Genomic DNA, 23,627 nt, shown 5'->3' with positions numbered 1-23,627 from the left:
TTCAGATAAGACTCTGTTTTAAAACTAAGTTAAGATTACTTTATTATTTGCGAACTAAAAGGCGCCTTCGATGGATGCAGAACTTCTCGAGATTTACAACTTTCTCGCCAAGTATCCCCCGTTCAATGAACTCCCTGAAGAAACACTAAACAAGGTGACAGAGAGTATCGAAATCTCGTACTACCGAGAAGATACCCCCATCATCCATTTTGGAGACTATATCCAAGATTTATACGTGGTGCGAAGCGGTGTTGTTGAAGTTTATCGACGCAAAGGTGAGCTGTATAATCGCCTTGACGAAGGTGACCTATTTGGCCAGATGGGCATGCTCACCAATAACAAAGTCCGCTTTCCAGTAAAAGCCATTGAGGATACCCTGCTCTACTGTATTCCTGGTGACATTTTCCAAGAAATTTACGATAACTTTGATTCCTTTGCGGATTTTGTTGAAGTTGAAAATAGCGCTCGTTTACGCCAAGCCATTTCAGAAAACAAAGACGCCAATGACCTGACGACGTCGAAAGTGAAAACCTTGCTGACTGGCGATGCTCATACGATTGATCGTGGTCAGACAATCCAGCAAGCCGCGCAGCAAATGGCGAATGACAACGTATCGGCTTTACTTATCGTCGACCCAGATTTCGTTCGTGACGAAGACGATCCACAGTCCCCAGTACTTGGTATCATTACCGACCGTGACTTGTGTACCCGTGTGTTAGCTGAAGGTTTGTCCCCACAGGACGATGTGTCCAGTGTGATGACCACGGAGGTCATGTCTCTTGACCACAACGCTTACATCTATGAAGCAATGTTAACGATGCTGCGTTACAACGTACATCACCTACCAGTGGTAAAAAACCAATTACCAATCGGTATTATCGAAACCACCGACATTGTTCGTTATGAATCTCAGAATTCGTTGTTGTTGGTGAGTAGTATTTTCCAACAACAGACTATCGAAGATTTAGCCGTTGTTGCCGAAGAAGTGAAAAGCAGCTTCGTGCGTCTGGTCAATGAAGATGCCAACTCTCACATGGTGGGTAGCGCGATGTCGGTCATTGGCCGAAGCTTCAAACAGCGTCTGCTAGAAATGGCAGAAGAAGAGCTTGGTCCACCGCCAATTCCTTATTGTTTCCTTGCACTTGGCTCAATGGGGCGAGATGAGCAACTGTTGGTGACTGACCAAGATAACGCCATCATTCTAGATGAAACTTATCAAGAAGAGAAACATGGTAAATACTTCGAAGCCCTAGCAAAATACGTCAGCGATGGGTTAGATGCCTGTGGCTACAAATATTGCACAGGCGATATTATGGCAACCAACCCACTGTGGCGCATGACTCGTTCAGAATGGGAAGAGTGTTTTGCTGACTGGATTGATAACCCGAACCCGAAAGCACTACTCAACGCCTCCATCTTTTTCGACTTGGATGGCGTCTATGGCCGCTTAAAATGGGCAGAACAGTTAACTAGCTTTATTGTTCGTCGCGCTCGAAAGAACAACCGCTTCTTAGCGTGTTTGGCTCGTAACGCACTAAACAGAACACCACCTCTAGGCTTCTTTAAAGACTTCGTGATGGAAAAAGATGGCAGACACAACAACTCCATCAACCTCAAACGTCGCGGTACTGCTCCTCTGGTCGACTTAATTCGCGTTCACTCTCTGGCGGTTGGTTCACGAGCACAGAACTCGTTTGAGCGTCTTGACGACATTATTGATGCTGGCATTTTGCCAAAAGGTCGAGCACAAGACTTAAAAGACGCGTTAGAGTTTATTTCCATGGTGCGTATTCGTCACCAAGCGACGGATGTGGAACTAGGCATTGATCCTGATAACAATATCGAACCGGAAAACCTCTCTGAGTTTGAACGTCGCAACCTAAAGGATGCATTCCAGATCCTAAGCAATGGTCAAAATTTCCTTAAGTTCCGCTACCAAGCGAACAAGAGCTTTAAGTGAGGTTTAGCATGATTAAAAAGCTCTTTCAGAAGCCAACCATTCAGTGGCCAACGAAGTTTGAACAAAAGCTGGAGATGGCGAAGGATGAGAATTTAATTGCGTTTTATAGCAACAAGCCGCCTGCTCCAGAAACACCGTTATCTGAGGTGGAGTTCGTGGCGTTAGATTTCGAAACGACGGGTTTGAATCCTGAAAAACATGACATCATTACTATTGGTTTAGTGCCGTTTAACCTGAAGCGAATTTTCCTACGTAACTCGCGTCATTGGAAGGTACGTCCACAGCGTGCACTCGATGAAGACTCAGTCATTATACACGGTATTACTCACAGCGAATTGATCGATGCGCCTGACTTAGGCGATATCTTAAGCGAGCTGCTACCATGCTTAAGCGGGAAAATCATTGTTGTTCATTACCGTCGTATCGAGAGAGAGTTTCTGGATAAAGCGCTCAAAAGCCGTTTAGGGGAAGGTATTGAGTTTCCTGTTTTAGATACGCTGCACCTTGAAGAAACGATTCAACAGAAACGTTCAGGCTCTCTCTGGGAGCGTTTAAAAGGGAAAAAACCAGAATCGGTTCGGCTAGCGCAATCTCGACGCCGTTATGGGCTGCCAGACTATACGCCTCACCATGCATTAACCGATGCAATTGCTACCGCAGAGCTACTGCAAGCGCAAATCGCCCATCATTACAGTGAAGAGCAACCCATCAGTGAGTTCTGGCTGTAATATACTTCACGCTTAATAGCGATCAAAAAAGGAGCCTGATGGCTCCTTTTTTACTTAGGTTGAGACAAGATTACAGCTTAAAGCGTTGAATCTCTTGTTCAAGTTCGTGTGATAGCTCAGACAGGTGAGCAGCTTGTTCTGCTGCTTGATGAGCTTCGACTGACAGCTCGTTAGACACGTCACGAATACCTTCAGTGTTACGAGTGATCTCAGTGGTTACCGATGCTTGCTCTTCTGCTGCTGAAGCAATCTGCGTTGCCATATCACTGATACGCTCAACAGCAGTGTGGATTTGCGTCAAGCTCGCTGCAGCCGCATTGGCATCATCAACACTGGTATCAGCTAGACGACGACTGTCACCCATAATACCGACCGCTTTGGCTGTTGTGCCTTGTAGCATCTCGATAGTTTCTTGAATCTCTTGCGTTGAAGCATGAGTACGTTGGCTCAATACGCGGACTTCATCTGCAACCACAGCAAAACCACGGCCTTGCTCACCTGCACGTGCCGCTTCGATCGCCGCGTTAAGTGCAAGTAGGTTCGTTTGCTCTGCAATGCCTTGAATCGTTGATAGAATCGTATTGATGCTATTTCCGTGTGCTTCTAGCTCTTGAATCACATCAGTAGCAACTTGAACTTCTTGCGCTAAGTTCTGAATAGAGCCTTGCGTTTGAGTTACTTGGCTTGAACCGTGTGAACAAGCTTGAACCGCTTCTTCTGAGTTACTTGCCGTGCTATCAGCATTACCTGCAATTTCTTGTGTCGCTGCTGCCATTTCGTTCACGGCCGTCGCCACCATGTTGATTTCATCTTGCTGGTAAGAGATACGCTGACTACGCTCCTCAGCTTGCTGTGCTGTCGTGCGTGCTTGCTCTGAAAGCGCAGAAGATACGTGGCTAAGCTTAGTAACCATTGTGTGCATGTTGCCAACAAAACGGTTGAAGTTTTCCGCCAGTTTACCTACTTCATCATCACTGCGTGGCTCTAGGCGTTGCGTTAAGTCACCTTCGCCAGATGCAATTTCTTCCAGTGCATTTGATACGCGGTTCAAGTCACGGAACAAGAAACCAACTAGCCAAGAAACTGCAAGAATAACCACAATCGTGATCGCCACAGCAGTGAACAATAGATCTCGTAGCAATACCGCATGACCTGCTTCTTCTGTTGCGCGATCCATTTCAATCGCAAACATCCAATGCGTGCCAGGAACTTTATTGAAGTAGTAAAGCTTCTCTTTTCCTTTGATTACCGTATCTTCGATACGACCTTCATCGGCGGCACGCTCAATTGCCTCTTCTGAAAAATCTTTTAGAACACTGGTGATAGGCTTAAGCGTCAAGCTTTTATCTGGATGCGCTAAAAAGGTGCCTTCATTCATGTCGATTAGCATCGCATGCGCGTTTTCACCTGCATCTAAGTTAATCACATCGCTGATAAGCTGATCGATCAGTACATCCGCACCAACAACACCAACAAACTGACCATTTTTCATTACTGGCTCAGCAATGGTCACAAGTAGTGCATTCGTGATTGCGTCTTGATATGCGGCTGTGATGATTTGCTTACCCGCTGCATCAGCATCCTTGTACCAAGGACGTGTGCGAGGGTCATAATCAGCACGGTTACGCTCCGGATGAGAGCGGTACATATCACCGTTTGGTGTACCAAGGAAGATGTCATCGAAGCCACCAGCCTTGCGAGCTTGTTGTAGGAAAGGAACAACGTCTTGCTCGGTCGAGTAGTCGTTGAACGCAGTGGCAATATCTTTACGGATATTGACCCAATCAGAAATTCCCTCTGACGCAGTAGTACTAAGACTTTGCGCACGTGAATAGACACCTGAACGAGTCTGATCAAATAATTGACCAGCCGACAACCAAGTAAGTGCTGTTGCCATCACAACAACAGCAGAAAGGCTTGCGCCTATAAGCTTTTGTTTTAATGATAATTTCATATTTATAGTTTTTTGAGTTGGGAGAACAGTTAAGGTGCATGAATATTACACACTTTTTTACGACTATTCACTAATTTTTAAAAAACAAAATAGCACATTAACTCTTTGTAAAATATGAACTTTCATGTGTCATTTTTTTGTCTCGAGCGTCATAAAAACCGCACAAAAAAAGCCAGCAAATTGCTGGCCTTTTGATTGATTGTTAGTCAAACGGTTTTATAAAATGCCGAATTACTGACGCTCTGTTCTCATACCCATCAATAAGCTCACACACATTGCAAGCAGAATGAAGGTAAATGGCAGTGCTGTAGAAATGGCACCAGCCTGAAGAGCTTGAACCGCCTCGGAGCCACCAATCCATAGCAGAGCAACCGCAATTGCACCTTCCATGAATGCCCAGAAGACACGTTGAAGTACAGGTGCATCAACTTTACCACCTGCCGTGATACTGTCGATAACAAGTGAACCAGAGTCAGAAGACGTAATGAAGAACACAAGTACCAACACAACAGCGATGATAGAAAGCATGCTACCAAATGGAAGAACATCAAACATTTGGAACATAGCGAGAGATACGTCAGTCAAGCCATTTGTGCCCAGCTCACCTACTTTATCAACAACTTGCTCGATCGCCAGGCCACCAAATACAGACATCCAAACAACGGTAACCGCAGTTGGAACCAGTAGAACTGCTGTGATGAACTCGCGAACGGTACGGCCACGAGAAACACGCGCGATGAACATGCCTACGAATGGCGACCATGAAATCCACCAAGCCCAGTAGAACACTGTCCAGCCTTGGAACCAAGCTTCGTCCGTACGACCAAACGGGTTACTTAGTGGGATGATATTCTCTACATATGCCATAAGTGTGGTTGGAATCGAACCTAGGCTCGCCGCCCAACCGATAAGACCAACAAGGAGAAGTAGCAAGAACGCCACAACCATGTTGATGTTACTAATGACTTTAACACCACCATCGATGCCGCGTACGACTGAAACAACAGCAAGTAAAGTCACCACGGTAATAACGACGATTTGCAGACCTAGGCCTGGCTCAACACCAAATACGTGATGAATACCACTTGCTGCTTGCTGCGCACCTAGACCTAGGGATGTAGCAAGACCAAATAAAGTCGCAAGCACAGCCAGAATGTCCACAATGTGGCCAGCCCAACCCCATGCACGATCACCCAGAAGTGGGTAGAAGATCGAACGCATAGATAGCGGTAAACCTTTGTTGTAGGCAAAGAATGCTAAAGAAAGTGCTACAACACCGTAAATTGCCCATGGGTGAAGGCCCCAGTGGAACATCGTTGCACCCAGTGCCAATCTCGCGGCTTCTGGTGTATTTGCCTCAACACCAAGTGGCGTTTCATACCAACCGGTGAAGTAAGCGACAGGTTCTGCAACACTCCAGAACATTAAACCGATACCCATACCAGCTGCAAATAGCATTGCAAGCCATGACATAAACGAGTAATCGGCAACAGCGTCTTTACCACCTAGTCGAATCTTACCCATTGGTGAGACGATAAGCGCCAAACAGAAAATAACGAAAATGTTACCTGCAATAATGAACAACCAATCGAATGAACCAATAATTTTCCACTTCAGCCCATCAAGTGCCGTCTTTGCGGTATGTGCATCTAGAACTAATGCAGCGACAAGAAACAGCGCAATTAAACCTGCACTAATACCAAAAACTGGGTTATGAACATCAAAACCCCATTTTTGAACGTTGTCCTGACCTACCGTATAGTCGGTACTATCGATACTGTACTTATCTATACCCTTTGTCATCGTTCCTCTCTATTTTTGTAGTGTTTTTACGTACCAAACAAAAAAATCTTTCGAACACGATACGTTTTGCATTCCGTGAAGGCGCAAGATCCTATCATTTGACACGTTTTTGTCTATCTTTTTGCTATTAAAAAATCCAATAACTTACTTTTCACTGTGTGGTTACGGCCTTTGATAGAACAAATCACTACTACAATAGTTAGACCACAAACATTTATTGCTATAATAATTTTAGCTCTTCTTATTTTGTCGAAAAGGCGCGACAAAATGGTATTGAGGACACGGCGTAAAATTGTAGGGGTAATTTTTGATTTCCCCCCTTTAAATAAGGGCGCATTTAAGTTAGTGTCGCCTCGATAAATGTTCCCTACAGACTGGATGAATAAATTGGAAAAGTACGAAGAAGTATTGGTCTCGATTCGTCAGATCATCCGCGCTATTGATTTACATTCTAAAAAGCTGAGCAAAGAGTCTGGATTGACTGCTCCACAGTTGATTTTGATGCGCGCTATCAATGACTTAGATAACGTGACGATTAAACAGTTGTCTAGCCACACTAACATGAGCCAAGCGACCGCAACGACCATTCTAGATAGACTAGAACGAGGCCAGTTTGTTGAGCGTCAGCGCAGTGTTCAAGACAAGCGTAAAGTGCATGCTGTACTTACGAGCAAGGGCCAAGAAGCCTTAAAACAAGCACCAACGCCGCTGCAAGAGCACTTCATTAATCGATTCCAAAAATTGGAAGAATGGGAGCAATCCCTTCTACTATCTTCCGTTCAACGCATCTCGACGATGATGAATGCAGAGGACATCGATGTTGCTCCAATGCTAGAGCTTGGTAGCATTACCAAAGCCGATTAGTTTCGCTCCCACGTGCTCGCTTTTTGCGGGCACTACTCTCCTACTCAGTCAAGCCAGTTTCAAACGCATATTTTGCTAACTCTGCCGTCGAATGTAAGTCCAACTTGTGCTTAATGTTATGGCGATGCGTCTCTACCGTTCGATAACTAATATTGAGTAAAGTGGCGATTTTTTTGCTGCTGTTTCCTTGAGCAACTAATTTAAGTACCGCTTCTTCCCTGCGGCTGAGAGGATTCGTTTTTTGCGTGGCAGGCACCACTTCTTGGGTAAAGAGTGTTTGTGTGACGGATTCACAGAAATACGTCGAGCCTTGGTTCACCGTTTTTATTGCTTGCACCATTTTCTCGGCCGAGATTTCCTTGAGCATATATCCTACGGCACCAGCTTGCATGACCTTCATGATGTACTCGCGATTATCGTGCATGGTCAACATAAGTATTTTGCTCTCTGGGCGCGCTTCTTTAATTACACCAGTCGCTTCAATACCGTTCATTATAGGCATGCTGATATCCATCAATATGACATCCGGTTGCAAGTGCTTTGCGACCTCTATCGCTTCCAAACCATTACTTGCTGTACCCACCACTTCGATGTCAGGCTCTAACTCCAAACGAGCCATGAAGCCATCCAACACCACTTGATGATCATCGACAATCACTACACTAATCGGTTTATCCATAAACTATTTCATCCAAATTAAGCAGCACGGTAATCTCTGTTCCCAAGCCAAGCTCACTCATTAGCTCAAATTCACCACCGATGAACTCTACACGCTCTTGCATATTCCTTAACCCAATCCCTTGTTGGTGCACTGCTTGGTTAACCACAAACCCAACGCCATCATCACGTATGAGTAATTGCAGCATATTGCCCATTTTTTGCAAAGTAACCGTTACTTTTTTCGCTCGCGCATGTTTTTCAATGTTATTCAAAGACTCCTGAGCGACGCGATATAGCGTCGTTGCGACTTCCGAAGTCAGTTTGTGCTGCTGAGTATCGAAATTGCTCTCGATATCAATCCCGGAATGGGAATGAAAATCCTGTAGCAAGGTCGTCAGTGCTGCTTCTAAACCGATATCATCGAGGGCGCTTGGACGGAGCTGATGAGAAATATGCCGCACCTCATTTATCGCGGTGACGAGCGATCGTTGTGATTTATCTAAGTGGGATTTGAGTTTTTCGTCTTCCAGTCTATGACTCATTAAGTCTAAATGACATTTACTGGAGACTAACAACTGATTGATTCCATCATGCAGTTCTCGCGCTAAATGCTTTTTCTCATCTTCTTGGAACATCACGGTTTTATGTGCCAATTCTTTCAGGTTCTTATCAGCGAGGCGATGCTCGTGCAGATTGATCGCCAAAGTGAGAACAATGATTACAGCAACGGTCACCGCTAAGATCACGACGACTGAGAAAAATGTCGTTTCGATATTTTTGTTCACTGCCGCGCGCATATTGGCGACTTCTCGGCTGACATCCTCAATATACAGCCCAGTCCCTATCATCCATTCCCACTTATCGAGCCATGCAGCGTAACTAAGCTTAGGGACGACTTCACCCGTAGATGGCTTTTGCCACAGGTACTGATGAAATCCGCCACCGGATTGCGCTTGATACAATAAAGCTTCGATTAAGCGATCGCCATTTTCGTCTTCAAGATAGAGTAAGTTTTCCCCGACAAGCTCTGGAAGAACTGGGTGTACAAGGTTGGTACCATATTTATCATAAGCAAAAAAATAGCCGTCAGACCCATAACTCAAACGATTTAAAATCGCTTTCACACGCGTTTTGGCAACACTCTCTTCTAATGTCGGATCGTTGTAGATGTAAGAAATGGAGTCAAAAGCGACGTCGACCGTATCTTTCAGCGCCGCTTCTTTTGATTGGATCAGGTTTTGATGAAAGATCTCTACCTCCCTTTTGCCAAGGGTCTTGGTTTGATAGATAGAGATCCAGCTGATACTCGCTGACACCAATACCACGGGTATCAGTGTCAGCAGAATTAACTTTGCTTTGAGAGGCATCCCTTCCCTCCATGAAACGCTGCCTTTACAGCTTACTATCTTAGCAGTACAAACCAATCGATTGTGTCTGCATAGACATAATTAACAGCTTAACAACTTGTCTCAAAAGGTAAAAACTCTCAGTTCACAAAATCTCTTTATTATCGAGTGATTAACTCATACCGTAAAAACCTGGGAAAAACAGCAAAGACGCCAACACAACAATCTGAATCGCGATGAATGGCATCACACCTTTGTAGATATCACGCGTAGTAACCCCTGCTGGAGCGACACCTTTTAGATAAAACAAACTAAAGCCAAATGGCGGTGTGAGGAACGACGTCTGCAAGTTCATCGCAATAAGAATCGCAAACCACGTCATATTAATGCCCATCAATTCAGCGACTGGCGCAATAATTGGCACGATGATAAAACAGATTTCAACGAAGTCGATAAAGAAACCTAAAATCAGAATCACCACCATGGTAATAATAAGGAATCCCCACTTTTCACCCGGCAGTTCTAACATCCACTCTTCAACTAAATAATCACCACCAGTGTAGGTAAATGCCATTGAGAAGGCGGTCGCACCAAGTAAGATCGCAAAGACCATTGCGGTTACTTTAACTGTCTCTTTTGATGCATCATAAATCATCGACCAACTAAACTGCTTATACAATAGCGATAAAATAATCGCACCTGCACCACCCAGTGCCGCTGACTCTGTTGGTGTTGCAATCCCTGCAAAGATGGAGCCCAATACCACGATGATTAATGCTAAAGGTGGCAATACAGCTTTCAGTGCGGTGAGCACTTCTTGTTTACGACTGATCGACTCATCGCGCTCTATCGCCTGTGCGGCTTGAGGGTTCAACTTCGCGTAGATGAGAATGTAGATCACATAGGCGCCAACAAGTGTAATACCGGGCCAGATCGCAGCTTGAAATAGGTCCCCTACCGGTACGCCAAGTACATCACCCAACAAGATCAACACGATAGAAGGTGGGATAATTTGGCCCAACGTGCCAGACGCACAAATAGTCCCACACGCTAAACCTTTGTCGTAATTGTACTTGAGCATCACAGGAAGAGATATTAAGCCCATCGCAACAACTGATGCGCCTACCACACCCGTTGAAGCTGCAAGCAATGCGCCAACTAACACGGTAGAAATAGCGATACCACCGCGAACGCCACCGAACAAACGCCCCATTGATTCTAGTAGCTGTTCAGCAAGCTTCGTTTTCTGTAGCACTAGCCCCATAAAAACGAACAGCGGTACGGCCATTAGCACCGTATTTTCCATAATGGACTGAATTCGATATGGCATAAAAGCAAACATCTCGATGCCTTCAGCCCAAACACCAAAAATCAGCGCGATACCACCAAAAGTAAAGGCAACGGGAAATCCCAATAGAAGCGCAAAGAGCGCAACAAAAAACATCACTATACCGATCATAATGACTTCCTTTTACGACTTACCGTTATTACCGGCATAGATGAGATGAGGGTTGACAATTTTGTTGATTGAATGGAGTAACAATCCAATACCACTCACCGCCATAAAGAAAAATGACAGCGGAATCATCGCTTTGATAATCCAACGATATGGTAAGCCACCTGGGTCACCAGACGTCTCGCCTAACGCGTAACTTTCCTTGGCGAAATCAATACCAAACCAAGCCACCAGTAGGCAAAAAGGGAATAAGAAAAATAGTGTGCCTATGATGTCGATGATGGATTGTGCTTTGTAAGATAACCGTTCATAAAAAATGTCGACGCGAACATGCCCACCGGACTTAATTGCGTAAGGCACACCAAGCAAGAACACGGCAGAGAATAGATGCCATTCCATTTCTTGGAATGCGATAGACACATCATTAAACACGTAACGCATGACAACGTCGTACACAACGTTTGCTAACAACAAAATAAACAGGATGCTGGATAACCATCCGAGAAAATCGCTAAAGCGGTTAAATAATCGCTCAATATAAATAAGACTTCTCATTCCGAACTCCGTGGAACGTTTAGATGCGCTCCGCTATGGTGCGGAGCATTCATTATGAAGTTTTCTTGGGCTTCGATAGCAGGCTAAACCTCTCGGCATCGCCTGCTTCATAACGTTATTGTTGAGCTTGACTGTTTAAGTACGCTCGGTGCGAAATATCTGACCATGGTCGAACTTGATTCATATAGTTCGCTTGCGACTCTTGAATCTCTTTCGCCAAAGCATCTTTCTCTGCATGTTCTTTCAACAAACGATCGTTTGCTTCTCGCAACGCAGCTACTACTTCAGGTGGGAAATCTTTTACTTCAACATTTGGGTATTCAGACTTAATAGACGCCCAGTTTTTGCCGCTTTCGTGTTTCGATTGCGTGTACATATCGTAAGCGGCCGTTTTCATGGCTACTTGCAAAATCGCTTTTAGATCATCAGGTAGACGGTTCCAGGTACGCTTGTTAACGAGGAACTGAAGCTCAGTCGCTGGCTCATGCCAACCTGTGTAGTAGTAAGGCGCGATTTTGTGGAAGCCCATACGTAGATCCAGCGATGGACCAACCCATTCCAAGGCATCAATTGTGCGACGCTCTAGAGAAGTATATAGCTCACCAGGGGCGATATTCGTTGGCTTGGCACCTAACTCAGCCAAAATCTCACCAGCAAACCCTGGGATACGCATTTTCAAACCCTGTAAGTCCTCGACGGACTTGATCTCTTTTTGGAACCACCCGCCCATCTGAGTATCGGTATTACCGCCAGGGAAAGACATCAAGTTATGTGGAGAGTACACTTTTTCCATCAGCTCCATACCACCGCCGTAGTAAAACCATGCATACTGCTCAGTTGGCAACATACCGAAGGGCATAGAAGTGAAGTAAAGTGTGTTTGGAACCTTACCCTTCCAGTAATAAGACGCTGAGTGACCCATGTCATACTGACCCGACTTAACCATATCAAACACCCCAAAAGGCGCTTTATGCTTGTTTGCGGAATCAATGCGGATTTGCAAACGTCCGTTGGACATCTCTTCCGCCATTTTGGCCATGTTTTTTGTGGTATCACCAAAAATTGGGAAATTAGGCCCCCAAGTTTCAGCAAGCTTTAAACGATAGACTTTTTCAGCAGCGTTTACAGAAGTCGCTGCGAGTGCCATCGCGGCAGCGACAGCGGTTGTTTTGAGCACTCGTTTTAAAGATTTTTGGATTAGACTCATCGTTCACGTCCTTTATCACCAAGGTTATTGTTGTCATCCATTTCATTAGGATTGGCTGTATTCGGTATAAAAGATGTAACAATGTTGTCTAATGCGAAATGGGCATGAACACGGAAGCGAGTAATTCATCAATAAGGCATTAGCCTAAGGTATTACGTACAAGTACGTAGGACAACCGTCATGACAAAAGACTGTTAATAGCAAAATCAATAAATTATATTTTTATCTATGAATAAAAATAAAAGACAATACGTACGTATTTTTCTGCCAAAAAATTTACATAGTATTTAAGAAAATGTGACAAACCACTTATTGGCAGTGTTAAAGTCAGTACTTAATGCATTATTTCCAATACCAAGATAAAAAAATACCTCGGCATCGGCCGAGGTATTCAATCTAGAACGGTAGCGGTAATTAAACTGCTTTGTAGATAACTTTGTTACCTGCTAACTGCTCTTTTTGAACTAGGTTTTCTTCAAGAAGCTTCTTTAGTGCGCCAGTAGCCCATGATGCCGCTTTAGTATCTTCTTGACCTGCAGCTAGACCGATGCCTTTAGGGTTAATACCTTCAGCATTCGCCATAACGATGTCTAATACTTGTTGTTGCTTAGGAGTAAGGGCAACATCAACTGTTTTCACTGCAGCTACTTTTTTATCAGCTACTACTTTCTCCGCAACAGCTTTTTCAGCAACAGAAGGTGCTACTGCTTTTTCCGCAACAGGCTTCACTGCTTTAGGTGCTGCAGCTAAGTTTGCTACTGTCGCTTTAATGCGTTTTTGCAGTTTCATCTGCACTTTACGCTTATGAGCAAGTCTCATTGAATATTTCTCCAGTTCACTGCATCTCAGCAGGGATGAAAATTTGAAGCGCGTTTTATACCAAAATTCACAAGCAATTTGTAGGTTTTAGCGGCGAAACGCGATGAAAAATGCGCTCAAAGCATAGAACGTCTACTATTTAATCAGATATTTTATGAACGGATTTATTGAATACTGGGTATAAAAACAGAGGTTTGTTTTATTTTAAATGCAAATCAATGCACATAAAGCTACCCACTTATTTTTGGACAAGTATTCGATGAGGTTATAAGCATGGAAACGCTGCACCTAACAAATTCACATTTCAAACCCGACTCCCCTATCAACAGAATACTTTTGTTGCTTGTTGCACTCATCACTTTGTTTTTGGTTGCCATTTCTCCGGGATGGAAGCAAGCCATGTTCTCGGTCATTTTGATGTCTGCAATCGTTGGTTTCGCCATCTTGATGATTAAGAAAAGCCAAGTCACTTTTACGCTGACAGCTTCTCACTTTCAGCAACACCTTTTTAAAGGAGGTTGGGTCGTCCGATGGCGAAATATTGAGTCAATCGGTATTTGTAGCTACCAACAGGAAGGGTGGCACCAACCGCTACCTTGGATCGGTATTCGTCTAAAACACTACTCGCCCTACTTAAATTCAATCTGCCCTCGTATAGCGACAGAAATTCTCCTCAGCCAGCGAGCACTGCTTTACTTAGGCGCGAAACAAAATCAGTGTGAAGATAAGTTTGAGGATATAGTGCTTGACCCTAAACCGTATATAAACAGAGATGGGATTGAGTACAAAGGTTTGTTAGCGATGCTCGCCAACCGGATGAAGTATCAGAGAGGCTTTTATGGCTACGATCTATTTATATCAGCAAGTGATCTAGATCGTGAGGCTGAGGATTTTGTGGGACTGACTCGGCGATACTTAGCTGCCGCCGAGCCAGAATAATGCTTAGTACACGCACTTTTAGTAAAGCGGCATCTCGTCAGCAACGAACGGGTTAGTTTTACGCTCATGACCGAAAGTCGATTGAGGGCCGTGACCAGGGACAAACGTGACATCATTGCCTAAAGGCCACAATTTCTCTTTGATAGAACTAATCAACGTATTGAAATCACCTTGTGGGAAGTCAGTTCGACCAATGCTACCGTTAAACAAAACGTCACCCACAAACGCTAAACGCGCTTCTTCACTGTAAAGCACAACGTGACCAGGTGTATGACCAGGTGTGTGGAATACGTTCAGCACTTGATTACCAAAAGTGACAGTGTCACCTTCATTTAGCCATTGGTGCGGTTCAAACGCTTCTGTCAGCGGGAAACCAAACATTTGGCTCTGACCTTCCAAACCTTGCAACCAGAAGTTATCTGCCTTGTGAGGACCAACAATCTCTGTACCGCCAAGCAGTGCAGACAGCGGTTCCGTGCCACCTACGTGGTCCAAGTGACCGTGTGTTAGCACTAGGTTTACCACGTCAACACCCAGCTCTTTGATAAGCATAGCGAGCTGCTTTTCATCGCCGCCTGGGTCAACCACAATACCTTTCATGGTTTCGTCACACCAGACAATAGAACAGTTTTGAGAGAAAGATGTTACTGGAACAACTTGGTATTTCAGAGCCATAGATAACCTATACCGAATAAATTTGCATGAAAACTGCCGCAACTATGACACTAAGGCCTAGCGACTTCAAGCTTTGAACTGTGGGTAATCGACGACGTTCTGAGACTAGAAACCTTGTCTCAACTAGCACTACCAGGAACGAACAGCTCCCGTATCGATATGAACAAAGTTACTACCTGGATAATAACCCACGCCACCGGCTTTTAGGCTTAATGCAGCATCACGAACCGTTGAAAGCTTCACGCCGTCTAAACGAAAATCAATGGCCTTTCCTTCCATGTGCATGCTCTTTTTCGCTACACGAGAAGACCCGTTGCGCAGCGAGGCGTTAGTGGCAGGAGAACGGTAACCTGAAATGACGATCACCTCTGCTTCTGTACCAATTAACTTTTGAATTTGGCTTATTTGATCGAACAAGCGTCGATCCATCGGATGAACCTCATTCCGTCGATGGTCTCGACAAAACTCATTCAGCCTTTGAAGTTCATCATTAATGTATCGTTTTCCATCGAAATAGCATGTTTCGAGGATCTCTCCAGTATTAAGATTGTTCATCGCCAGCGCACGTGGCTCGTCAGGGAGTGAAGCCCAAGAAAATGATGGCAGGGCAGACGCCAACACCACACCACCAGCGGTCATTTTAAGGAAATCTCGGCGGGAAAAGTTACGACTTACCATTTCAAAATACAGTGCTCAACAACTAGACAAGTCGTGGACATTAACCAAACACATTTGTCACGTCAAATGCATAAAACGCTCCATCTTGATTTTCAGATGCAGTAATTATTGCTTAATTATTGAACGAAAAGAGAATTCTTCGTTTTGTAAATTTTCCTTAAAGATTTCAACTGCGGTGATCGTACTTATAGATATCATCACGGTAGTAAAGCGTTCCCTCTTCCAACCATGCTGTTTGATAAATGATGTGTACTTGAATGCGCTCTCCCAAAGGAACTGACGTGTTAGACCGACGAGAACTTTCTCGCTTTTTCGCTAAACGTTCTTCCAACCCCTGAGTTTTGAACAGAAGTTCTGCTAACTGGTCTGCATGTTCTACACGAACACATCCTGAGCTGAATGCGCGTCTGTCCTGTTCAAACAAGTTCTTACTTGGCGTGTCATGCAAATAAATAGCTTGTGGGTTAGGCATATTGAACTTGTACAATCCCAGTGCATTTTGTAAGCCCGACGCCTGTCGCATACGATAAGGAAATGTTCTCGGATTCACCGTTGCCCAATTGATGGTTGTAGGGTCAATAATTTCATTCGAAGTCCAAGACCGAATGATTTGAATGTTATGGTTAATCAAATACATCGGATTACGTTTTACTTTAGGAATAATGTCTTTAACCATGATAGTCCAAGGCACGTTCCAAGTTGGGTTGAGAATAACTGAATCCAGTGCTACCGACATGATGGGCGTTTTTCTTGATGCTCTCCCTACCACGACTTTAGACTCAAACAAGGGTTGACCGTCATGCCAATACGTGACTTCGTATCCAGGCACGTTAACAAAGACAACATTATCCCTTTCTTTCGACCAAATTCTTGAACGCTCAGAATTCAACGCCAACAGATGCAATCGCTCTTGAGGAGAAAAGTTGATCCATCGAATGGTATTCGGGCCGATAACGCCATCTTCTTTCAAACCATGAATACGCTGGAACTCTTTTATCGCAAGCTCTAATTGTTCGTCATATTCTTCAGTGACTAAATCCAAGTAAGAAACATCTACGCCTACGATCTCCATTCGCTCAATCAATAGGGGTCTGTTTTCTAATATATCGCCAACACGTGCTAGCCCAGTTTGTTGATAGGCAGGATATTGGTACTGAGAATGTTCCGATAGCGAAGAATAGGTGGAGTAGAAAGCATCATCTGTTTGTAATGGAGACCGGAGACTTGCCAAAAACTGACCAAGTTTGCCAACCGTAATCTCATTACTCAGAACCGATAAAGTATCGATGCTAGGAGCGGGTAACGTAACATGGGCTTTGTCTGTAAATAGCCAATTAATCCCTTCTTCGGGGAGTTGCTCAAGATAACTAAGGTACATCAAGAGTGAATCTGTCATCACTAAATCGAAGTCGAGATTATCTCCCTGCCACCTTACTTGGTTTATCCGGTGAAGTTGATTTTCGAATTCATCGGTGACATCCGCAAGTGCAACCAGGTTTACTTGAAAAAGAAACTGCTCAATATCACTTTCATTTTCCCAGTTCAAACGGTAATTGGTGCTTTGATACAGTTGATCAATCACCTCTGGATAATGGATCATTTTTTCTACAGACAGCTTTTGTACCGCTCCCTCTTGCTCGACTTGCGCTGAAGCTTCGAGAGAAACGACGGTGGAAAAGCTGCAAAACGGCACCAGAAGTGCCGTCATGATTAAAACCCTAGCAAACACTGAAATGATCCTTGCGCTACTTGCCATAATAAAAAGTATGGCAAATATCTCACAGCTTGCAGGTTTAAAATTAAGAATCTGATGCCGAAAACGACAACAAAACTCTCTATAAGTAATTACTCAATGATCTTTCTAGATAATTCTCGACCAATGGTTATCCCATTGCACACCGCTTGCGAAGGTATTTTTTGACGCTTCGGGCTTTTGCTCTACCACTTTTCCCGCCCCAGAGCTGACTCGGAACTCATCGCCATAGACCACAACACCAGAAGCGTCTGGTAACGCACTTAGCTCGACCAATTTGCCAGTAGATTTAGACCATATACCATAACAACTGCCCGGAGGCGAAGTGGCTAAGATCCATTCATCGGTTGCTGCAATACTCGCAACGTAGTGATTGAAACGCGCCCACTCTTCAGGCTCGGCTTGAAGATCTTGCATTTCACCACCGCGTGTGTGCATGGCGATCAAAGCTGGATACTCGTCCGGCTCACCACGATATTGCTGACCACAAAGCACGGTTTCCGCACCGTCATGGGCTAAGTGGCGAATACTCAACTTATGATCCGGTAAAGACACTTGATCCAATAGCTCCCCTTCCTGTGAAAGGTAACTCAGACTCGGTCTCATGCTATCAAGATTGAGAGGTTCACGGCCGTTGGTGTGTACGCCACCGACGCCAATCGCTAGTGCGCCATCAGGCATCATGATCACTTCATGAGGGCCAAGGCCAAAACCCGTTAACTCATCGATTTTTTGATATTGCTTCTGCACATCATAAACACCAATGATCCCACGACTTGTCCCCCTCTCCCCTTCAGTGGCAAATAGCAACGTGCCATCATGGGAGTAAACGCCATGCCCATAGAAATGGCGGTTTGGTTTTGCTAGCTGCAGTTTGATCATCTGCTCTGAACGATAATCAAACACCATGAAGAAAGTACCTGGCCGACGACCAAAGACTACGGCGTGGCCTTGTTGGTTTGTTGCTACACCGTGACCACGCTCAGGAATCGGCAATGAAGATAGCGGCATACCATGCTCATCCGCTACAACCGCTGCATATTTATCTCGGCCAATGATAGAGCAGCCGATCAACGCAGGCTCACGTGAGCTTGTTGAAGCACAACCAAATGGCATCATAGGTGTAGCCGCCCCGAATAGAGCGGCTTTCAGTAAGTTTCGGCGGGTTTGATCAGTCACCATCGGTTGCATTAAATCCTATAACCACGCCAAGCTCGATCGCCACTTCTTCGTGAATCAGGTACTTCAATTGCTCTAGCTTATTGTACTGAGCGAGCACCATGCGATAGCCTTCTTTTGTTTGTAGTGCAACAAACAAGCTCTTATCTTCTGGCCAAGTTTCTAACGCCATTCCAAATTGATGAACAACACGGTCTGCGAGATCTGCATGGCCTTGCTCTCTAAGTAGCGCATCTAAACCATTCCCGTTAGCAAAGTACAACGCTTCCATCCCTTGAAGGTTGGCTTTTAAGTTTGAAAGCGAGGTCTCTGAACGCCACGATTCTGAGAAATACGGGCGAGGCTTACCAATCTTCGCTAGCGGTCGGCTCAACTTCTTCATGCTGTATTCAAGCTGATTCGAGAGCAGTGAAATGTACTCAGATTCCCATTCCGTCATCTCTAGCGATTTCCAAGGGTTCTCTGCCCAAGAATCCGCGATGATCTGCGCTTTGTTATCGAGGTTTTCTGCAATCGCTACGCCTGTCACACAAGTATTGCTGTTGCTAGATAAGGTCGACGCTTTATCGTAAAGCAGCCATTCCAGAGCCCCTAAACCTTGCACGGTGACACTTTGGGTGGAGATATCTTCTGCACTCCAAGCTTGGTCAGATTTCGTCAATACAGACATTTTACGACCAGTAGTGTTCTTTTTATCTGGCCAAAACTGAACATTCCAGCTTTGCTCCAGCGCCGTAGCAGGGCCACGTTCTTGACCTTGTAATGCCATCCACGCAAGCATCGTTTGATGCCACTGCTGTTTTACTTGTGCATCATCTTTCGACTCTGATGCGCAGTAACCTGCGAAGCGTTGTTCAAGTTCTGTGGTTTGCGCTAAAAACGTCTGAGCTGATTGAAACTCGACCTCGTACACGCTTTGAGAAATATGACTTGTACTCTCAGGCTTGGCAACGCTCGAACCGATGGTCGATTGGCAACCAACCAAACTTAACGTTGCGGCAATCGCACTCACTAATAGTGTTTTTTTCATGGTTGCTTCCTCATAGAGAATTCAGAAACGCAATCAATGCGTCACGTTCTTTTTTGTTCAGTGCTAAGACGTTTTGTTTCGCCGTTTCAGCTTCGCCGCCGTGCCACAACACCGCTTCCATCAGGTTACGAGCGCGGCCATCATGTAGAAAGTAAGTATGTGCGTTTACTTCTTCGGTATAACCAATGCCCCATAGCGGTGCTGTTCGCCACTCGCGGCCGTTTGCTTGATATTCCGGACGGTTATCGGCTAAGCCTTCACCCATGTCATGCAAAAGCATGTCGGTGTATGGGTGGATAAGCTGCTCAGAAAGCGCTGGTAACTCTGGTCGTTTCGCCGTTTTAACACTGGTCTTGTGGCAGCTTTCACAGCCAGACGCAGCAAAGATTTGCTTGCCAAGTTTCACGTTAGGGCCATTGACATTACGGCGAATAGGTACAGCTAAGTGCTGGCTGTAAAACTCTACGAAGTCGAGAATATTTTCACTCACTTCTGGTTTGCCGCCATTTGGCATGTCGTCACAAATGCTTTGTTTCGAGGTACAGTTTTCATTTGGGAATAAATGGCTCGTAAGACCCACATCACCATTAAATGCTGCTGCATTTTGCTGCATTAGCGTCGGTTGTCCTGCTTTCCAGCCAAAACGACCAATCGAGAAGTCGTCCTTCTCAATATCCCACACCTTATTGACTTTGCCTGAGATACCGTCTTTGTCGGCATCTTGTTCATCAGCCCAAGCAAGTAGCGTTTCGTCGGGAATACTCTCTAACAAACCAAGGCCGATCATTGGCGGTGCCACGCGTGCTGAGAACTCGGTATCAGGGTGCATATCGCCGTAACCCAGATCGGTAATGTTCAAATGAGGTTTTCTTAGCGTCACCGTCGTACCGTCTTTAAATTTCACTGGGACATCGGTGTAAGTGATTTCGATTTTGCCTTCTGGCGTTTGATCTTGCAGGGCGAAATCTTGAAGCTGGCCACCATAAGTCGGCTCAGGTATGCCGCCATCTTTGATGTAAGCTTTCTTTTGTTCTGGCGTCATCGCAGGAATGCTTAAGCGCACTAACATAGACACTGCATGTAAATCATCTTTCTCTGGCGGATGACCACGACCGTCTTTGATGTGACAATTCTGACAACCATTGGTGTTAAAAAGCGGGCCTAAGCCATCACGAGCGTCTGTTGACGCTGGCGCTTGTACCCAAGGGTTGCGGAAAAAGCTGTTACCGACGCTAAAATCGAGGCGTTTGCTCATTGGCAAGTTAGCAGCAGGAAGAGAATAGGCATTCGCGCCGTCTTTTTTAACACTGGTTTTGCCACCAGACTTAACATCATAAGCCATGGCAGAAGAAGAAAGGATCGCGGCTAGCGCAGAAATTAGGTATGGCTTCATATCATTGCTCTACATAGACAACAAGGGTGATAACAACGAGCTCAAACGTCAAAAGGGCTCACAAAGAGCCCTTATTTATTATGGTTTTCTTATTAAAACTCGTGGTCAGCAGTATCAGGGCTTAGGCTGTCGATGCCGACAATGCTTGCCGCACGCTCAATCGCACCGGTTTGTGCTACCAACGACATGATGGTGTCGTTTACTAGCGCGTTGCCTTGTGCGTTACCCGCTGCAATAAGTTGGTCAAAGTGCTGGTTGTTCTTCTCTGCAGAAGTCACTAGCTCACCAACTTGGCTACGTGTTGTATCAAACTGCTTTTGAATGTCGGTCGCGGCTCTCTTATCTTTTTGAGCAACAAGATCAGCAATACTTGGACCAGATAGCGCTTTGCCGTTTACACCTTTGTATGTACCTGTGTAAACGTTGTAGATGCCTTGCTCGTTGTAGTAGTGAGAATTATGCGTGTTGTCTGAGAAACAATCGTGCTCGTCTTCAGTTGAGTTCGCTTCTAGTGCCACTTTCATGCGCTCACCCGCTAGCTCACCTAGAGAAAGAGAACCCATGCCGAATAGCATCTTACGTAGACCATTGTCCGCTGAGTCGTTCAGTAGCTCTTCACGGTAGTTACCTTTTACTTCAGCAGACCACTGCTTTTCCATCCACTCAAGGTCTTGAACCAGTAGATCAGCGGCTGCTTTTAGGTACTCTCCACGACGCTCACAATGGCCATTCGTACACTCAGAACCCACAACGAAATCAGTGTAAGCGCGTTGACCTGCGCCTGCGTTAGTGCCGTTTAGGTCTTGGCCCCAAAGCAAGAATTCAATCGCGTGGTAACCTGATGCAACGTTTGCCTCAGAACCACCTACTTCGTTTAAATCTGCTAGTAATTCTGGCGTAATTTTTGAAACGTCCAGTTTAGAAGCACCAATCTGCAGACTTGTGTTTGCGATGATGTTTGCAGCCGCACCTTCGTTACCCAATTCGTATTGGTAGTCCGCTGCTACGTAGTCGATCAGACCTTCATCAAGTGGCCACGCGTTTAACTGACCTTCCCAATCGTCAACAATCGCGTTACCAAAACGGAAAACTTCAGACTGTTGGTAAGGCACGCGAGAATCTAGCCAAGCTTGTTTTACTTCTTCAAGCTTTTTCGCTGATGGTGATTTTAGAAATTCGTCGATTTTTACGTCAAGCGCCTTCGCTGTTGTTACTGAATCAGCAAACACAGCATGGGCAACGTCCGCGTAATGTTCGACTACTTGTTGTTTAGTTACTGTGGCAGCAACGGTAGAACCACTGGCAATGAGGAGTGATGCAGCAATAGATTGGACTAAAACTTTTTTTGCATTCATCTGAAGCATCCTTGTTGAGCTTTTCAATTATCGTATTAGTAGTGCTAATTATTCTTATTTGCACTTTAGTCTCGAGATAATACAAATTTACAATTTATTTGCAACTCCAGATACAAAAAAACCTCATAAAAATGAGGTTTTTCACAGGCTTTATTGTCAGTTTTATCTTTAGGATTAAACCTTTAGGTCATGTTTTCCGTGAGAGACTTTTGCCTTCAGATAATTTTCGTTGCCATCTTTGATATGTGCAGAGGTATTGACAACCTCGCCAATTTCAATTCCGTACTCAGATAACTCACGAATTTTCTTAGGGTTGTTCGTCACGAGGCGGATCTTATTCACGCCTAAAGCTTCTAGCATTTGTGCTGCTTCTGTGAAATCACGCAGGTCATCATCAAAGCCCAAATGGTTGTTAGCTTCGTACGTGTTCATGCCCTGGCTTTGTAAGCGGTATGCATCGATCTTATTGTACAAACCAATACCACGACCTTCCTGACGGAGATACAAGATGATACCACCGGACTCGCCCATGCGATTGATCGTCTCTTCTAGTTGCTCACCACAGTCACAGCGTGAAGAGTGAAACACATCGCCTGTCAAACACTCAGAGTGCATACGAACTAAAGGCATGTCCTGAGTTTGGTCCGCTTGTTTAAAGATAATAGCAACATGCTCTTTGTCTGTCTTCAGACCATGGAAAGACAGAATTTCGGCATCAATGTTACTTTTTGCCCCGACTTTAAAATCTACTCTGGCACGTACTTCCGCCATATCTATACTCACTCGATTTATTGCTTGATGCGCTTGATGCGTTTTCGTTATTGCATTCATGGGATTTACTCGTTGCTCTTCAACTATGGGGACTGATACCGCATTTTGCAATATAGAGATCACAATTGAGGGCAGTTATCCACTCAAGACAGCAAAAGAGAAACACTCTCCAACTGAACAATTGTTATATTATAACAATTTAAAAAAACTACAATAAAAAACCCCAGACAAATTTTGTCTGGGGTTTCAAGAAGGTCGTTTGGTCTATCTTTTAATGGGTCTGACTGCGCTTCCAAACGGCGAGTTCAATCCAAACTGCTTCGAGTTCTTGGATTTCCTCGTCGGTCAACACGGCGAGCGTTGAAGTAACTTGAGGCAGGTTCGGTGATTGCAATGCACGAATCTGCGAATAGAAGTCTTTTTTAAGTTGTAATATAACTGAATCCACTGCGTGCACCTATTTCGTTCTTTTATTACTTATCCAGCTCAAAATTTTTATTTT

21 protein-coding genes are annotated in these 23,627 nt (G+C 44.7%); 4 read left to right on the top strand and 17 right to left on the bottom strand.

The features are described 5' to 3' along the window. Nucleotides 1-70 precede the first annotated feature (70 nt). Both R7Z49_RS14880 and R7Z49_RS14875 read left to right on the top strand, forming a co-directional pair. Nucleotides 71-1,960, top strand: a complete 1,890-nt coding sequence (locus tag R7Z49_RS14880; protein WP_169628544.1) for a DUF294 nucleotidyltransferase-like domain-containing protein — start codon at nt 71-73, stop codon at nt 1,958-1,960. 8 nt (nt 1,961-1,968) lie between these two features. Beyond that, nucleotides 1,969-2,688, top strand: coding sequence for a 3'-5' exonuclease (locus R7Z49_RS14875; RefSeq protein WP_005376881.1), 720 nt, complete (start codon nt 1,969-1,971; stop codon nt 2,686-2,688). A 70-nt stretch (nt 2,689-2,758) separates the two neighbouring features. Here the strand turns inward: R7Z49_RS14875 and R7Z49_RS14870 are convergent, their stop codons facing one another. Further along, nucleotides 2,759-4,642: a methyl-accepting chemotaxis protein gene (locus tag R7Z49_RS14870; protein ID WP_005376880.1), complete on the bottom strand. Its 1,884-nt coding sequence runs from the start codon at nt 4,640-4,642 to the stop codon at nt 2,759-2,761. A 231-nt stretch (nt 4,643-4,873) separates the two neighbouring features. Beyond that, complete coding sequence (locus R7Z49_RS14865) at nt 4,874-6,445, bottom strand: BCCT family transporter (RefSeq protein WP_005376879.1); 1,572 nt, start codon at nt 6,443-6,445, stop codon at nt 4,874-4,876. Between the two features lie 387 nt (nt 6,446-6,832). Here R7Z49_RS14865 and R7Z49_RS14860 point away from each other — a divergent pair, with 387 nt between their 5' ends. After that, nucleotides 6,833-7,309 (top strand): MarR family winged helix-turn-helix transcriptional regulator, encoded by a 477-nt coding sequence (locus R7Z49_RS14860; RefSeq protein WP_005376877.1) that lies wholly within the window; start codon nt 6,833-6,835, stop codon nt 7,307-7,309. A gap of 40 nt (nt 7,310-7,349) precedes the next feature. On the opposite strand, the gene R7Z49_RS14855 is transcribed toward R7Z49_RS14860, so the two are convergent. The 6 genes from R7Z49_RS14855 to R7Z49_RS14830 form a co-directional block, all read right to left on the bottom strand. Then, nucleotides 7,350-7,988, bottom strand: coding sequence for a response regulator (locus tag R7Z49_RS14855; protein WP_005376875.1), 639 nt, complete (start codon nt 7,986-7,988; stop codon nt 7,350-7,352). After that, on the bottom strand, nt 7,981-9,336 hold the full coding sequence (locus tag R7Z49_RS14850; protein ID WP_005386831.1) for a cache domain-containing protein: 1,356 nt from the start codon (nt 9,334-9,336) through the stop codon (nt 7,981-7,983). The genes R7Z49_RS14855 and R7Z49_RS14850 overlap by 8 nt, the downstream gene beginning before the upstream one ends. 151 nt (nt 9,337-9,487) lie before the next feature. Then, nucleotides 9,488-10,774: a TRAP transporter large permease subunit gene (locus R7Z49_RS14845; RefSeq protein WP_005376871.1), complete on the bottom strand. Its 1,287-nt coding sequence runs from the start codon at nt 10,772-10,774 to the stop codon at nt 9,488-9,490. 12 nt (nt 10,775-10,786) lie between these two features. Then, complete coding sequence (locus R7Z49_RS14840; protein WP_005376869.1) at nt 10,787-11,326, bottom strand: TRAP transporter small permease subunit; 540 nt, start codon at nt 11,324-11,326, stop codon at nt 10,787-10,789. Nucleotides 11,327-11,441: 115 nt separating this feature from the next. Further along, nucleotides 11,442-12,533 carry a TRAP transporter substrate-binding protein gene (locus tag R7Z49_RS14835; protein ID WP_017636112.1) on the bottom strand — a complete coding sequence of 364 codons (1,092 nt, stop codon included), beginning with the start codon at nt 12,531-12,533 and terminating at the stop codon, nt 11,442-11,444. Nucleotides 12,534-12,947: 414 nt separating this feature from the next. Further along, nucleotides 12,948-13,352, bottom strand: a complete 405-nt coding sequence (locus tag R7Z49_RS14830; RefSeq protein ID WP_005376863.1) for a hypothetical protein — start codon at nt 13,350-13,352, stop codon at nt 12,948-12,950. Between the two features lie 273 nt (nt 13,353-13,625). On the opposite strand from R7Z49_RS14830, the gene R7Z49_RS14825 reads away from it, so the two are divergent. Beyond that, nucleotides 13,626-14,291, top strand: coding sequence for a DUF2982 domain-containing protein (locus R7Z49_RS14825; RefSeq protein ID WP_186584868.1), 666 nt, complete (start codon nt 13,626-13,628; stop codon nt 14,289-14,291). An 18-nt stretch (nt 14,292-14,309) separates the two neighbouring features. On the opposite strand, the gene R7Z49_RS14820 is transcribed toward R7Z49_RS14825, so the two are convergent. The 9 genes from R7Z49_RS14820 to R7Z49_RS14780 all read right to left on the bottom strand — a co-directional run bounded on the left by R7Z49_RS14820 (nt 14,310) and on the right by R7Z49_RS14780 (nt 23,573). After that, nucleotides 14,310-14,966, bottom strand: a complete 657-nt coding sequence (locus R7Z49_RS14820) for an MBL fold metallo-hydrolase (protein WP_005376855.1) — start codon at nt 14,964-14,966, stop codon at nt 14,310-14,312. Between the two features lie 129 nt (nt 14,967-15,095). Then, nucleotides 15,096-15,644: a DUF882 domain-containing protein gene (locus R7Z49_RS14815; RefSeq protein WP_031778936.1), complete on the bottom strand. Its 549-nt coding sequence runs from the start codon at nt 15,642-15,644 to the stop codon at nt 15,096-15,098. Nucleotides 15,645-15,810: 166 nt separating this feature from the next. Next, complete coding sequence (locus tag R7Z49_RS14810) at nt 15,811-17,352, bottom strand: murein L,D-transpeptidase (protein WP_186584866.1); 1,542 nt, start codon at nt 17,350-17,352, stop codon at nt 15,811-15,813. A 153-nt stretch (nt 17,353-17,505) separates the two neighbouring features. After that, complete coding sequence (locus R7Z49_RS14805; protein ID WP_186584865.1) at nt 17,506-18,588, bottom strand: DUF1513 domain-containing protein; 1,083 nt, start codon at nt 18,586-18,588, stop codon at nt 17,506-17,508. Then, the gene (locus R7Z49_RS14800; protein ID WP_186584864.1) at nt 18,569-19,606 is read right to left on the bottom strand and encodes an imelysin family protein; all 1,038 of its coding nucleotides are present in this window, start codon (nt 19,604-19,606) and stop codon (nt 18,569-18,571) included. Before R7Z49_RS14800 ends, R7Z49_RS14805 begins: the two co-directional genes overlap by 20 nt. A gap of 10 nt (nt 19,607-19,616) precedes the next feature. After that, nucleotides 19,617-20,999 carry a di-heme oxidoredictase family protein gene (locus tag R7Z49_RS14795; RefSeq protein WP_104979495.1) on the bottom strand — a complete coding sequence of 461 codons (1,383 nt, stop codon included), beginning with the start codon at nt 20,997-20,999 and terminating at the stop codon, nt 19,617-19,619. A 92-nt stretch (nt 21,000-21,091) separates the two neighbouring features. Then, the gene (locus tag R7Z49_RS14790) at nt 21,092-22,354 is read right to left on the bottom strand and encodes an imelysin family protein (protein WP_186584863.1); all 1,263 of its coding nucleotides are present in this window, start codon (nt 22,352-22,354) and stop codon (nt 21,092-21,094) included. A gap of 174 nt (nt 22,355-22,528) precedes the next feature. Then, nucleotides 22,529-23,125 carry a GTP cyclohydrolase II gene (locus tag R7Z49_RS14785; protein WP_025767283.1) on the bottom strand — a complete coding sequence of 199 codons (597 nt, stop codon included), beginning with the start codon at nt 23,123-23,125 and terminating at the stop codon, nt 22,529-22,531. A 271-nt stretch (nt 23,126-23,396) separates the two neighbouring features. After that, nucleotides 23,397-23,573 (bottom strand): hypothetical protein, encoded by a 177-nt coding sequence (locus R7Z49_RS14780; protein ID WP_020480909.1) that lies wholly within the window; start codon nt 23,571-23,573, stop codon nt 23,397-23,399. Between the last annotated feature and the right edge of the window lie 54 nt (nt 23,574-23,627).

Origin of the sequence: Vibrio sp. 1562, assembly GCF_033340155.1 — a bacterium.
GTDB lineage: Bacteria > Pseudomonadota > Gammaproteobacteria > Enterobacterales > Vibrionaceae > Vibrio > Vibrio alginolyticus.
This window is presented reverse-complemented; position numbering and strand designations above follow the sequence as displayed.